13 protein-coding genes are annotated in these 13,649 nt (G+C 70.8%); 9 read left to right on the plus strand and 4 right to left on the minus strand.

Annotated features, from left to right (window positions below):
* From mraZ to JWS14_RS05710, 3 genes are all read right to left on the minus strand, one after another.
* Positions 1-432 (minus strand): division/cell wall cluster transcriptional repressor MraZ, encoded by a 432-nt coding sequence (gene mraZ / locus JWS14_RS05700; protein ID WP_005247637.1) that lies wholly within the window; start codon positions 430-432, stop codon positions 1-3.
* Between the two features lie 498 nt (positions 433-930).
* On the minus strand, positions 931-1,359 hold the full coding sequence (locus JWS14_RS05705) for a DUF3040 domain-containing protein (protein ID WP_012688068.1): 429 nt from the start codon (positions 1,357-1,359) through the stop codon (positions 931-933).
* Positions 1,360-1,591: 232 nt separating this feature from the next.
* Positions 1,592-2,056 carry an SAV_6107 family HEPN domain-containing protein gene (locus JWS14_RS05710; protein ID WP_241031272.1) on the minus strand — a complete coding sequence of 155 codons (465 nt, stop codon included), beginning with the start codon at positions 2,054-2,056 and terminating at the stop codon, positions 1,592-1,594.
* Between the two features lie 173 nt (positions 2,057-2,229).
* Between JWS14_RS05710 and JWS14_RS05715 the strand changes: the two genes are divergently transcribed.
* Genes JWS14_RS05715 through JWS14_RS05735 form a run of 5 tightly spaced genes read left to right on the plus strand, consistent with a single transcriptional unit; the run spans position 2,230 to position 7,123 of the window.
* The gene (locus JWS14_RS05715; RefSeq protein WP_072945379.1) at positions 2,230-2,841 is read left to right on the plus strand and encodes a GNAT family N-acetyltransferase; all 612 of its coding nucleotides are present in this window, start codon (positions 2,230-2,232) and stop codon (positions 2,839-2,841) included.
* Entirely contained in the window at positions 2,838-4,412 is a 1,575-nt protein-coding gene (locus JWS14_RS05720) for a phytoene desaturase family protein (RefSeq protein WP_072945381.1), read from the plus strand. The genes JWS14_RS05715 and JWS14_RS05720 overlap by 4 nt, the downstream gene beginning before the upstream one ends.
* Positions 4,409-5,221: a carotenoid biosynthesis protein gene (locus tag JWS14_RS05725; RefSeq protein ID WP_206012662.1), complete on the plus strand. Its 813-nt coding sequence runs from the start codon at positions 4,409-4,411 to the stop codon at positions 5,219-5,221. The genes JWS14_RS05720 and JWS14_RS05725 overlap by 4 nt, the downstream gene beginning before the upstream one ends.
* Positions 5,222-5,252: 31 nt before the next feature.
* A complete protein-coding gene (locus JWS14_RS05730) occupies positions 5,253-5,966 on the plus strand; it encodes an LppM family (lipo)protein (protein WP_072945383.1) in 714 nt (237 codons plus the stop codon).
* Positions 5,963-7,123, plus strand: coding sequence for a glycosyltransferase family 2 protein (locus JWS14_RS05735; protein ID WP_206012663.1), 1,161 nt, complete (start codon positions 5,963-5,965; stop codon positions 7,121-7,123). The genes JWS14_RS05730 and JWS14_RS05735 overlap by 4 nt, the downstream gene beginning before the upstream one ends.
* Here the strand turns inward: JWS14_RS05735 and metF are convergent.
* Positions 7,116-8,081 (minus strand): methylenetetrahydrofolate reductase [NAD(P)H], encoded by a 966-nt coding sequence (gene metF / locus JWS14_RS05740; RefSeq protein WP_206015927.1) that lies wholly within the window; start codon positions 8,079-8,081, stop codon positions 7,116-7,118. The two genes, JWS14_RS05735 and metF, sit on opposite strands and share 8 nt — an antisense overlap.
* 70 nt (positions 8,082-8,151) lie before the next feature.
* Here metF and JWS14_RS05745 point away from each other — a divergent pair, with 70 nt between their 5' ends.
* The 4 genes from JWS14_RS05745 to JWS14_RS05760 all read left to right on the plus strand — a co-directional run bounded on the left by JWS14_RS05745 (position 8,152) and on the right by JWS14_RS05760 (position 13,645).
* A complete protein-coding gene (locus JWS14_RS05745) occupies positions 8,152-9,369 on the plus strand; it encodes a polyprenyl synthetase family protein (protein ID WP_206012664.1) in 1,218 nt (405 codons plus the stop codon).
* An 8-nt stretch (positions 9,370-9,377) separates the two neighbouring features.
* The gene (crtI, locus tag JWS14_RS05750; protein ID WP_206012665.1) at positions 9,378-10,976 is read left to right on the plus strand and encodes a phytoene desaturase family protein; all 1,599 of its coding nucleotides are present in this window, start codon (positions 9,378-9,380) and stop codon (positions 10,974-10,976) included.
* 121 nt (positions 10,977-11,097) lie between these two features.
* Positions 11,098-12,702, plus strand: coding sequence for an alpha-(1->6)-mannopyranosyltransferase A (locus JWS14_RS05755; RefSeq protein WP_095865323.1), 1,605 nt, complete (start codon positions 11,098-11,100; stop codon positions 12,700-12,702).
* 7 nt (positions 12,703-12,709) lie between these two features.
* Entirely contained in the window at positions 12,710-13,645 is a 936-nt protein-coding gene (locus JWS14_RS05760; protein ID WP_206012666.1) for a phytoene/squalene synthase family protein, read from the plus strand.
* Positions 13,646-13,649: the final 4 nt, after the last annotated feature.

A 13,649-nucleotide genomic window follows, 5' to 3' on the forward strand; every position in this document is an offset into this window, starting at 1 on the left:
TCAGACGATTTCGCCGAGCGCGACTCCTGTTGCCTGCGAGTAGTTCTCCTCGTTCGCCTCGACATAGGTCTGCCAGGCTTGCGCATCCCAGATTTCGAGGAAATCGACCGAACCGATCACTACGCAGTCCTTGGAGAGACCCGCGTAACGACGGTGATCTGCCGAGAGGGTGATGCGCCCCTGGGCATCTGCGTGCTGCTCGTCGGTACCTGCCGCCAGTCCGCGAACGAAGGCTCGCGCCTCCGGATCGCTTCTCGACGCGGCCGCGGCCTTGCGTGCGAGAGCGGTGAATTCTTCCCGGGGATACACCGCGAGGCTGTGATCCTGACCCTTGGTGACCATCAACCCTCCCGCCAGCGCATCCCGGAACTTTGCGGGCAACGTGAGCCGCCCCTTGTCGTCGAGCTTCGGCGTGTAGGTACCGAGAAACACTCGACACCTCCCACCGCGTTCGAAATCGAACGCCGTATGCCCGGGCGGTTCACCTTCGCTCCCCGCTGCGCACCACAGTACCCCACTTTCCCCCACCCACAAGGCAGATAACGGCGTGTTGTCCCCCTATTTGCCCAATACTTGCTGGTCAACGCAGATTGGAGTGGGTGGGGGAAGATTCCCGACGTGATCATCGCCACGGGCACCATCGATCGCGCCCCGGCACACAGCGGCGCGGAACACCGGAAAAGCCCAGGTGAGAGCTCACCGGACTGGTGCGTTACCCCTGCCCCACGGCTTGTCGCAGACCCGAGGGGGGAAAGTGGGGAAACGGGGTGGGTGAGGGTGGGGATTCGTGGGCTGGAGCATTCACTGGCCCCACCTGCCGGGCACGACCGGGCCGAATGGGCGCCGGGCGACCGGGTGCCGGCCCCGGAGACAGCAGTGGCGGCGTGGCATCACATGCCACGCCGCCACTGAACTGCCGAGCGGGTCGTACTACTCCTGCTCGAATCTCTTCTTGAAGCGGTCTTCCATTCGCGACGAAAATCCGCCACTCTTGCGCCCGCTTCGGGGCTTACCGCGTTCGGCACGGCCGGTCTCACCCTGCGTGGTCGAGCCACCACGCGAGGACTGTCCGGACTTGCTCTTTCCTCCACCCCACAGGAGGAGGACTCCGGCACCGAACATGACGATGAAGCCGATCAGGCTGATGACGGGGAAACCGCCCGGCTTGATCGGAAGGGCGACGCCGGCGATGAGCAGAACAAGGCCCAGAACGAACAGGGCCACCGCCTGCAATCGACGACGACTCGATGCCGCACGCATGCGACCGCCTCGCACAGTGGAGGCGAACTTGGGATCCTCGGCGTAGAGAGCGCTCTCGATCTGGTCGAGCATGCGCTGCTCGTGCTCGGAGAGTGGCACGGTACCTCCCCCGGCACTGGAGTGTTGGCCACCGCCTCACGGTGCGAGACGGTGGGTAACCGACTTTGGCGGCTACCTAGATTTAATAATACGAGCAGTTCGATCCCCGTACCACCTACTCCACGTACGAGTTCCCCACCAACCTTACGGACTCCCGCACCGAACGACGTTCGGGGCACCGCAATGTCGCGGACGCCTCACCGTTTTCCCGCCGTTTCCGGGCGCCCGCCGCTCAGGAGGCCCGCAAATCGAGACCTGCGCCACGTCCGATGTGCTCTTCGACGGCCTGGAGAAAGCGCCCGACCTCGACGAAGAACTCGTCGGCCTCGAGATCGGTGAGGGTTCGCGACATTCCCGCCTCGATGGCGGCGCGGGTGCCCGAGTGTCCGGCGAAGTAGTCGGCCCAATTCCCGAACTCCGGCGCCGCGCGCGCCATGAGCACCCAGGCGTTACGTGTTCGTGTCCTCTTGCTCCCCGCCGCAGGCCCCTCCGCGGCGGCCAGCACCGCGCCCGCGCCGCGCAACGCGGCCAGGTACGCGCTGTGGAATCGATCCGCCGGGCCACCTGCCCCCACCGATTGGGCGAGGAGCGCGTCGGCGCGATCGAGCAGCACCGAACCGCGCCTCGTGGCCGGGTTGCGTACGTCACCCCGCCGGTGCGAGTTCCCAGAGGTCGGTCCCGTGACCGGGTTCGTCATCACTTCGAACACCTCCAAAACCCCGGTGCAACCACCCCGCCGGGCGTAGTCAGGTCGTAAGTCCGGGGGCCGGCGATGCTCGCTTCCCTCGAGCATCGCCGGATCCCCGCCATCGAACATCTGTTCGACCTATTCAATATAGCTGGACCCACCGACACGTCGTCAAGAGAAAGGTGAGACCGGTCGAACCGAACGCTGACCAGACTCCGCGCGTGGTCGAACTCTCGGCCGCCCAGTTCCGCGACCGCCTGCACGAGGCGCTGTCGATCTACGTCGCCGCCATGGGCTATCCCCACGGCACCGAATACCACCGGGCGCCGATGTGGAACGAGCACCTCCAGCGGTCGGGGTGGCGCGGCGTCGGCGCACTCGTCCCGGCCGGTGACGGATCCACCGATGACGCGGCCGCCCGCCTCGTCGCCATCGCCTACGGCTACCGCGGGGCCCCCGAGCAGTGGTGGCACCAGCAGGTCCGTTCCGGTCTGCGCCACACCGGGTGGACCCGCGACCAGATCGACGTGATCCTCGGCAACTACTTCGAACTCACCGAACTCCACGTCCACCCGGACGCCCAGGGACACCGGCTCGGCGAGACCCTGCTCCTGCGCCTCCTCGAACGCAGACCCGAACGCGGAGTGCTGCTCTCCACCCCGGAAGTGGCGGACGAGGACAACCGCGCGTGGCGGCTGTACCGCCGCCTCGGCTTCCGGGATGTCCTGCGCCACTTCCGATTCGCCGGGGACAACCGGCCGTTCGCGGTGCTGGGACGCGGGCTTCCCCTGTGATCGACGCGGTGGTCGTCGGGTCGGGACACAACGCGCTGGTGTCGGCGTGCTACCTCGCGCGGTCCGGGTGGTCGGTCGAGGTGATCGAACGCGACACCGTGCTCGGCGGAGCGGTGTCCACGGTGGAACGCTTCCCCGGATACAAGGTCGACCGTGGGTCGTCCGCGCACATCATGGTCCGGCACACGGGAATCGTCGAGGAACTCGACCTCGGCGCGCACGGCCTGCGGTACCTCGACTGCGATCCGTGGGCGTTCGCCCCCGCCCCCGCGGGGACGGACCGGCCCGGGATCGTGTTCCGCCGCAGCCTCGAGGGGACGTGCCGGTCCATCGAGGAGTCCTGTGGGGCCGCGGACGCCGACGCGTACCGCCGGTTCGTGGACGTGTGGGGTCCGCGCAGCGCCCGCGTCATGCGCGCGTTCTCGAATCCGCCGACCGCGCCCGCGCTGCTCTCGTCGTTCTGGGGGCTCGACACGGGCGGCGGCGGCAGCGACCTCTCCCGGCAGTTCCTCGGTTCCGGCGACGCACTGCTCGACGAGTATTTCGACGACGAACGACTCAAGGCGGCACTCGCATGGTTCGGCGCCCAGTCCGGTCCGCCGATGTCGGAGCCGGGGACGGCGCCGATGGTCGGGTTCGCGGCCTTGATGCACACCGTTCCGCCCGGCCGGGCCGTCGGCGGCAGCGGAGCCCTGACCGCGGCGCTCGCCTCTCGGCTGCGGTCGGACGCCGGGACGGTCACGCTCGGCGAGTCGGTGGTCTCGCTGAGCCGCGACGGCGGCACCTGGACGACCCGGACGTCGTCGGGCCGCGAGATCCGCTCCCGCGCGGTGGTCGCGGGCTGCCACGTGCTGACCACCCTCGGCCTGCTCGAACGCGGCGGGTACGACGCGCAGACGCTCGCCCGGTGGCGTCGCCGGATCCGCGTCGGCCCGGGGATCGGGATGGTGGTGCGGCTGGCGACCGACGCGCTCCCCGCCTATCCGAGTGCGCCCGACGACACCGTCACCCACGGGCTCCAGCTGCTGGTCTCGGATCGCGCCCAGCTGCGGCTCGCGCACGGGGCGGCGCTCGCCGGGGAGCTCCCGCCGCGGCCCGCGGTGCTGGGGATGAGCTTCAGCGGGCTCGATCCCACCATCGCGCCCGAGGGCAGGCACCAGGTGACCCTGTGGTCGCAGTGGCAGCCGTACCGGCTGACCGGCGGCAGGCGGTGGACGGACCTCGCCGCGCCGGAGGCCGATCGGATCGTGGCGGAGATGGACGCGCTGGCACCCGGTTTCGGCGAGTCCGTCCTCGACCGGCACGTGCAGTCTCCGCAGGACCTCGAAGACGAGATGGGTTTGCTCGGCGGCAACGTCATGCACGTGGAGATGTCACTGGACCAGATGATGATGTGGCGTCCCCTTCCCGAGTTGTCGGGGCACCGGGTTCCGGGAGCGGACCGCCTGTACCTGACGGGGGCCTCGACCCATCCGGGTGGCGGGGTGTCCGGCGCGAGCGGCCGCAGCGCCGCCCGGATCGCGCTCCGCGACGACCGAAAGGGTCTGGCCCGCGTGTGGCGCCGGCGATGACCGCCCGCGTTCCCGCCGTTCTCGCGGGGGCGGCGATCGCGGCGCAGATCCTCTACCCGCTGGTGCACGGCGGGGTCCGCGACGTCGTCACCGTGTTCGTCGTCGTCCTGCTCGCCGCCGCCTCGATCACCCATGCGGCCGTGACCCGGGGCGGACGCTGGGCGGTGGGACTCGTGGTCGTGACGGCCGGGCTGGGTCTGGTCTCCGAGGTCGCCGGGACGGCGACCGGCTTTCCCTACGGCTGCTACGACTACAGCGTCGACCGGCTCGGTCCCGCGCTCGCCGGGGTGCCCCTGGTGGTGCCGTTCGCCTGGACCGCCGGCTTCTACCCGGTGTGGTGTGTGGCGTCGGCGCTCGCCCGCGGCCCGCACCGGCGGGCCGTCCGGGTCGCGCTGACGACCGTCGGCGTCGTCGGCTGGGACCTGTATCTGGACCCGCAGATGGTCGCGGACGGCCAGTGGCGCTGGTGCGTTACCGACGCCGGCCTGCCCGGGGTCGAGCACATTCCGCTGACGAACTACGCGGGGTGGTTCGTCGTCGCGACGGTGATGGCGGTCGCGGTCGACCGGATCGACCGCCGCTTCGGCACGGGAACCCGGCACCGCGACGGCGTCCCGATCGGGTTGTTCCTGTGGACGTGGCTGGGTTCGGCGCTGGCCCACTCCGTCTTCCTGGACGCCCCCGAGTTGCGGTATTCGGCGGTCTACGGGTGGTGCGCGATGGGAATCCTGGGAGTTCCCCTGCTGGTCTCGCTGCTGCGGCCGGGCGTCCGGCGCCCCGGGGCCCGCGACACGCACCCTCACGCCTGACACCGAACCGGTCCCCTGGCACGATACGACTGTGCAGCTGCCTTCGGTTCCGACCTCGACCCGCTCGCGGAGGGCCGCGTCCCTCGCCGTCCTCGGACTTCTCCTCGTACCGTTCCTCGCGGGATGCCTGCGGGTTCAGGTGTCGATGGGCGTGTCCGCCGACGACCGGGTCTCCGGCCAGATCGTGGCCGCCGCCGTGCCGGCGAACGATCAGGACAAGGGCCCCCAGCTCACTCCCCCCGGCTCGCTGTCGGACAAGGTGCGTGTCCAGGAGTACAAGAAGGACGGCTACGTGGGCAGCCAGGCGTTCTTCAGCGACCTCACGTTCGGCGACGTGCAGCAGCTCGGCACCATGTCGGAGCAGGCCACGGGAAGTTTCCAGATCTCGCTCCAGCGGACCGGCGACCTCGTGACCCTCGACGGGAAGGCCGATCTCAGTTCGGTCCCCGCTCAGGGCACCGACGTGCAGTTCACGATCGCGTTCCCGGCCCGCGTCGCCACCACCAACGGCACCCGTGAGGGCGATTCGATCGTGTCGTGGAAGTTGCCCGCCGGCGACACGTCGACGATCCGGGCCGAGGTGCGCTATTCGGATCCCAGCACCCGCAGTTTCGCCGGCTGGGCGGGCATCATGGCCGGTGTGACGCTGGGTGTCGCCGTCATCGTCGGTGCGCTGGCGTGGATGGCCCGCAACAAGGAACCGGTGCTCGGCAGCCGTCGCGGACGGGACCACTCGGAGGTGTGACCGCTGCGCCGATCGAGCGGGTGGTCCGGTTCGGCTCCCTGGTCTCGGTGTTCGGTCTCGCCGTCGCCGCCGCCAACCTGCGCTTCGCACCGCGCCTGCCTACTCCGGCCCGCCCGGTCACCGAACCCGTCACGGTCTGCGTCCCGGCCCGGGACGAGCGCGACCGGTTGCCGGGCCTGATCCGCGACCTGCGGGAACAGCGCGGGGTCGACGATCTCCGGGTGTTCGTCTACGACGACGCCTCCACGGACGGGACGGCCGGGGCCGCGGAGGCGGCGGCCGGCGGCGACCCCCGGTTCTCGGTGGTGCGGGGAACCGCGGAACCGCCGCCGGGGTGGGTGGGTAAACCCGCGGCCTGCCACCGGGTGAGCGAGCACGCCTTCGCGCAGGGCCGGGCAGGCACCGGGATCCTCGTGTTCCTCGACGCCGATGTGCGGTTGCGCCCGGACGCGCTGACCGCCGCCTGCGCCGCCCTGCGCGCGTCCGACACGGCCCTGGTCTGCGCGTGGCCGTTCCAGCAGGCGGGGTCGGCAGGCGAGGCCCTGGTGCAGCCGCTGCTCGGCTGGTCGTGGGCGGCGACGCTGCCCGTCCGACTCGCCAACCGCTCGCGGCGCCCGTCCACCGCCGTCGCCTGCGGGCAGTTCATGGTCTTCGACGCCGCCGCGTACCGCGACGTCGGGGGTCACCGGGCCGTCGCCGACAGCGTGACCGAGGATCTCGACATCGCACGCCTGCTTCGCCGGTGCGGGCGGGCGACCACGCTGGTCGTGGCCGGCCGGTCGGCGTCGTGCCGGATGTACGAGGACGCCGGAGCGCTGCGCCGCGGCTACGACCGCTGGCTGTGGACGGCCTTCGGCTCCCGCCTCGGCGCCGCCGCGGTCCTCGGTGTCGCGACCGTGGCGTACCTGGTGCCGCCGGTCGCGCTCGCGGCGGGACGCGGACGCGTCCGCCGGTGGGGCGCGGTGGGGTATCTCGCGGCCACGACGTCCCGGCTGTGTGCCCGGGCACTCGAACGCGGCGGCCGCCTCACCACCGCGGACATGGCCGGCGCGCTCGCACACCCGCTGTCCGTCGCCGCGGTGACGGCGCTGACCGTGTCGTCACACCGCAGTCATCGGCGTGGGCGCACCCGGTGGAAGGGCCGGACGCTCAGCTGACCGGCGCCGGGGTGACCGGGGCCGGATCCGCCACACCCGAACCGACCTTGTCGCCGAGCCGGGCGAGCACCTCGCTGGTGGCGCGCGCGAAGTTGAGGGTGATGAAGTGCAGGCCGGGCGCACCCTCCGCGATGAGACGTTCACTCATCTCGGTGGCGAGGTCGATGCCGATCTCGCGCACAGCGGCGCGGTTCTCCTCCGGACCGTCGCCCGCGGCCGTGGCCAGCCGCTTCTCGAGGTGCGCCGGTAGACGCGACCCCGACAGTTCGAGCATGCGGCGGACCGACCCCAGCGACGTGATCGGCATGATCTCGGGGATGATCGGCTTCGCGCCCTGCTCGGGGTCGTACGCCGTCACCCGGTCGCGCAGACGCAGGTAGTCGTCGACGTCGAAGAACATCTGAGTGATCGAGTACTCGGCGCCCGCCCGCAGCTTCGACACCAGGTACCGGGTGTCGTGCGCGAGATCGGGCGCTCGGTAGTGGCCTTCCGGGAACGACGCCACACCGACGTGGAAGTCACCGAGGTCGCGGACGAGCCGGACGAGTTCCTCGGCGTACTCGACGCCCTGGGGGTGCTTCTCCCATTCGCCCAGCGGGTCACCGGGCGGATCGCCGCGCAGGACCAGGATGTTGCTGATTCCGCGGTCGGCGTAGGCGCCGACCATCGACCGCAGCTCGTCGACGCTGTGGGACACGGCGGTGAGGTGCGCGACCGGCAGGAGTGTGGTCTCCTCGGCGAGCTGTCCGGTGACGCGGACCGTGCGGTCGCGCGTCGACCCGCCGGCACCGTAGGTCATGGAGACGAAGGCCGGACCCATCCGCTCGAACTCGCGGACGGCGCGCCACAGACGGGCCTCGGCGGCCTCGTCCCGCGGCGGCGAGAACTCGACGGAAAAGGGCACCCGACCGTCGCCGGACGACCGGATCCGGTCGACGATGGACGGGGTGCGGGTCACCCAGCCTTCGCTGGCCCGCCCCCTGACGGAATCGAATGTCACCCGTCCAGCATAGGTAGTGTCCGGCGCAATGCACCCACTGCGTCTCCGCAGGCACCCGGGATCCGGGCAACCGGCCGCCCGGACGAGCGCCCACTATGGTGGTGTCGACGCCTGCCGCCGGTCTCGGCGCGCACGCGAAATTTCGATCCTGGAGGCAACACTGTCCGTTGGAACGCGCCCCTCCGCCCTCGCGGCCGAGGTCGAAAATGCGCTGCGCGACTTCTTCACCAGCCGGCAGGACCTGGTCGACGCCGTGGGCGGCGGCTACCGCGAGGCCGTGACGACGCTCGAGGACTTCGTTCTGCGCGGAGGCAAGCGGGTCCGTCCTGCCTTTGCGTGGACCGGCTGGCTCGGGGCGGGCGGCGACGCCCGGGGCCCCGAGGCCGGGCCCGTGCTCCGCGCCTGCTCCGCGCTGGAACTGGTGCAGGCCTGCGCCCTCGTCCACGACGACATCATCGACGCCTCCACGACGCGCCGCGGGTTCCCCACCGTCCACGTCGAGTTCGCGGAACAGCACCGCGCCGGGGGGTGGAGCGGTGATTCCGCTCACTTCGGCGAGGGCGTCGCGATCCTCCTCGGCGATCTGGCCCTGGCCTGGGCCGACGACATGATCCGCGAATCGGGCATCACCCCGGACGCGTCGGCCCGCATCTCCCCCGTGTGGTCGGCGATGCGCACCGAGGTGCTCGGCGGGCAGTTCCTCGACATCAGCAACGAGGCCCGGGCGGACGAGTCGATCGATGCCGCCATGAAGGTCAACCGGTACAAGACCGCGGCGTACACCATCGAGCGGCCGCTCCATCTCGGCGCGGCACTCGCCGGCGCCGACGACACCCTGGTCTCGGCGTACCGCCGATTCGGCACCGACATCGGTATCGCCTTCCAGCTCCGCGACGACCTGCTGGGCGTGTTCGGGGATCCGGCCGTGACCGGCAAGCCGTCGGGCGACGACCTGCGGGCCGGCAAGCGCACCGTCCTGTTCGCGATGTCGCTGCAGCGCGCCGATGCGGGCGACCCCGCGGCGGCCACCCTGCTCCGCGAGGGCATCGGCACCGATCTGTCCGATTCGGACGTCGACACCCTCCGGAACACGATCACCTCGCTCGGCGCGGTCGCGGACGTGGAGAAGCAGATCGAGGATCTCGTCGCGAACGCGTTGTCCACGCTGGAGACGAGCACCGCCACCGCCGCGGCGAGGCAGCAGCTCACCGAGATGGCCGTCGCCGCGACGCGCCGCGACTACTGAGGCCCGCGGTGGCTCGCGCGCTCCGGACGGTTCCCGGCCGCACCGATCACGTCGTGGTCGTCGGCGCGGGTCTCGCCGGTCTCTCCGCCGCCCTGCACCTCACCGGATCGGGCCGCCGCGTCACCGTCCTCGAACGGGAGTCGTCACCGGGCGGCCGGGTCGGCACCTACCGCGGTCCCGGTTACGACATCGACAACGGTGCGACCGTCCTCACGATGCCCGAACTAGTCGGTGAAGCCCTCGCCGCCGTCGGCGCGAATTTCACGTCGACCCGCCCGCCGCTGGTCCTCGAACGGCTGGCCCCGGCGTATCACGCGCGCTTCGCGGACGGTTCCTCGCTCGACGTCCACTCCGATCCCGACGCGATGGCCGCCGAGGTCGGCCGGGTGTGCGGGCCGGACGAATCGGCCCGGTACCTGCGGCTGCGGCGCTGGCTCGGCCGGATCTTCGACGCCGAGTACCACCGCTTCATGGACGCGAACTTCGACTCGCCGCTGGATCTCGTCTCGTCCCGTGAGGCCGCGAAGGATCTGCTGAGGCTCACCGCGCTGGGCGGATTCGGCCGGCTCGGCGCCCGGGTCGACCGGACCGTCACGGATCCGCGACTGCGCCGGATCTTCACGTTCCAGGCGCTGTACGCCGGCGTCGCCCCCGCCGACGCCCTCGCGGTGTACGGCGCGATCGCCCACATGGACACCTCGCTCGGCGTCTACTTCCCCCGGGGCGGGATGCGTTCGATCGCGCTCGCCCTCGCCGACGCCCTCACCACCGCGGGTGGGGAGATCCGGTTCGGCACCGAGGTCGCGGCACTCGAGCGAACCGGTGATCGCGTCGGCGCCGTCGTCACGTCTACGGGTGACCGCATCGACTGCGACGCGCTGGTGCTCACCGCCGACACGGCCGTCGTCGACGCGCTGCTGCGCCCGGTGACCCGCCGGACCCCCCGCCGGGTGCGGGTGTCGCCGTCCGCCGTGGTCCTGCACGGGACCGTCCCCACCGCGGTCGCATCAGGGTGGGCCGCCCAGCGGCACCACACCATCGACTTCGGTCACGCGTGGAAGCGGACGTTCGCGGAGATCACCGCACGCCGGGGACGCGGACGGCTGATGACCGACCCGTCGCTGCTGATCACCCGGCCCGCCGTGTCGGACCCGGGCCTCGCCGTGGACCGCGCGGGCACCGCCTCGGAACCGCTGTCGGTGCTGGCTCCCTGCCCCAACCTGCACAGCGCACCACTGGAGTGGTCCTCGCTGACCGGCCCGTACGTGACCGAACTGCTGCGCGAACTCGAGAAGCGCGGCTACAGCGGGATCGCGGAGCATTTCACCATCGACCACGTCGACACTCCGCTGACCTGGCTCGGGAAGGGCATGGCGGCGGGCAGCCCCTTCGCGGCGGCGCACGTGTTCCGGCAGACGGGACCGTTCCGGCGCCCCAACCTGGTCGGGGGCCTCGACAACGTCGTCCTCGCCGGTTCCGGGACCGTGCCCGGTGTCGGGGTTCCGACCGTCCTGCTGTCGGGGAAACTCGCGGCCGCACGCATCACCGGGCCCGTCACGGCACGAAGTGCGCAATTGCACTCGAAAGCACGAAGTGCGGGAGGATAGGGCGAGGCGTGGCGAGAACTGGTGCCGGCAGCAATTAAACTGGTTCCTCGACCATGCGATGCGCGCGACGACGAGCGCACCGACCGCAACCGAACTCACCTCGGGGGAGGAATCTGCACTCATGACGTCCTCTGCCCGGCAGGCGACCGTCGCCGCTGCGACGACCACGCCGCAGCGGTCGTGGCCCCAGTCCACGGCCGACTTCCTCCGCAGCCCGGAGGGGCATGCCGCGCTCCTCGGTTTCGTGGGCGCCGTGATGATCACGTTCGGTGGTTTCGGTGCGGGCAGCGTCCGCCGCGAGGACCCGTTGCTCGAGGCGATGCACCTGTCGTGGCTCCGGTTCGGTCACGGTCAGATCCTGTCGACCGTCATCGTCTGGATCGGTGTCGTCGCGATGATCACGGCGTGGGTGCGGCTGGGCCGCGCCACGCTCGGCGGCGACGTCACGCTCCGGCAGTTACGGATGGTCGTTCCGGTGTGGACGGCGCCGCTGCTGCTGGCCGTGCCGATGTTCAGCCGGGACGCGTACTCCTACCTGGCGCAGGGCGCGCTGCTGCGTGACGGGTTCGACCCCTACGCCGTCGGTCCGGTGGTCAACCCCGGGATCCTCCTCGACAACGTCAGCAACGTGTGGACCACCACCACCGCGCCGTACGGTCCGCTGTTCCTGCTGCTCAGTCAGGGCATCACCGCGATCACCGGCGACAACGTGATCGCCGGGACGATGCTGCTGCGCGTGACGATGCTGCCCGGGCTCGCGCTGATGGTCTGGGGCGTTCCGCACCTCGCGCGGCACCTCGGCGGTAATCCGGCCATCGCGCTGTGGCTCGCCGTGCTCAATCCGCTGGTCCTCGTCCATCTCATCGGCGGTGTCCACAACGAACTGCTGATGGTCGGCCTGATGATCGCCGGCATCGCGCTCGTCCTCGAGCGCCGCCATCTGGCCGGCATCGCGCTCGTCGCGGTGGCGGTCGCGATCAAGGCGACCGCAGGCGCCGCGCTGCCCTTCATGGTGTGGATCTGGATGCTCCACGAGAAGGAGAAGGCCGAGGCGGAAGGGCGCACACCCGCGTCGCCGCTCGCGTCGTTCGCGAAGACCGCCGGCGCGGGATTCGCCGTGTTCGCGGTCGTCTTCGCCGCCGCATCGGCCGTCGCCGGTGTCGGGCTCGGCTGGATGACGGCGCTGTCCGGTTCGAACAAGATCATCAACTGGTTGTCGCTGCCGACGATCCTCGCCCACTTCGTGACGGTCGGAACGTCGTGGTTCGCGGACCTGCGGCTGGGCGAGGTCCTGGCCGTCACCCGCCCGATCTGTGCGGTGGCCCTCGTCGCGATCGTGCTCGCCGCCTGGTGGCGGTACCGGAAGACCGAGCGGGATGCGATCCTCGGAATCCTCATCGTCCTGGTCGCGATCGTGATTCTGTCGCCCGCGGCGCTGCCGTGGTACTACTCGTGGCCGATCGCCATCGCGGCCGGCTTCGCGTTGTCGACGCGGACCCTGATGATCCTCGTCGGGTTGTCCACCTGGTTGATGCTGGTCTTCCAGCCGGACGGGTCGATCGGGCTCTACACGTTGGCGCACGTGATGCTCGCGACGTTCGCCGCGGTCGTGGCGGCGGTGTCGCTGCGCACGGTCGACCCGCTGCGGCTGCGCGCACCCCGGCCCGTCGAGGAAGAGCGCACCTCCGACCTCGCAGGTGCTGCGTCGTCGCCCGGCCTCGAATGACCGGTCGATGACCGCGCTGTCCGACAGTTACCGGTACTGCGGCGCGGTGACGGCAGAGCACGGACGCACGTACCACCTGGCCACCCGGTTGCTTCCCGAGCGCCGCCAGGCCGCCGTGCACGCCCTCTACGGGTTCGCCCGCACGGTCGACGACCTCGTGGACGTCGATCCCGGCCGGACCGCCGGGGAGTGCGCCGCCGAACTCGACCGGATCGACGCGGTGCTACGGCGCGGCTTCACCGACAAGAACGCCGTCGGTGACACCGCCTGCTCACCGGAGATGCGGCGGGTCCTTCCCGCGTTCCTCGACACCGTGGCGGACTTCGCCATCCCCCACGACTACTTCTTCGCGTTCCTGAACTCGATGCGGATGGACGTTCCGGGGACTCCGGAGCACCGGGCCGACTACGGCACTCTGACCGAACTCCGCACGTACATGTACGGGTCGGCCGTCGTGATCGGATTGCAGATGCTGCCCGTCCTCGGCACCACCGGGCCCGGCGCCGAACCGCACGCCGCGGCCCTCGGGGAGGCGTTCCAGCTGACCAATTTCCTTCGCGACGTCGGCGAGGACCTGGATCGGGGCCGGGTCTATCTCCCGGCCGAGGAGCTGGCCGCGTTCGGAGTCGACACCGAACTCCTCGCGCAAAGCCGCCGCCGCGGCACGACGGACCAGCGCATCGTGCGGGCGCTCGCCCACCTGATCGCGGTCACCCGGTCGGTGTACCGGGACGCGGAACCGGGCATCGCGATGCTGGATCGACGCGTCCAACCCGGCATCCGTACGGCGTTCGTGCTGTACTCGCGCATCCTCGACGAGATCGAACGTGGCGGGTACCGGGTCCTCGACCGGCGCGCCACCGTTCCGCGGAGAAACCGGTGGGCGACGGCGGTGCCTCAGTTCGCCCGGCTCGCGGTGCCTGCCCGCGGCAGGATGTGGTGACCGG

Origin of the sequence: Rhodococcus koreensis, from assembly GCF_017068375.1 — a bacterium.
GTDB classification, from domain to species: domain Bacteria; phylum Actinomycetota; class Actinomycetes; order Mycobacteriales; family Mycobacteriaceae; genus Rhodococcus_F; species Rhodococcus_F koreensis.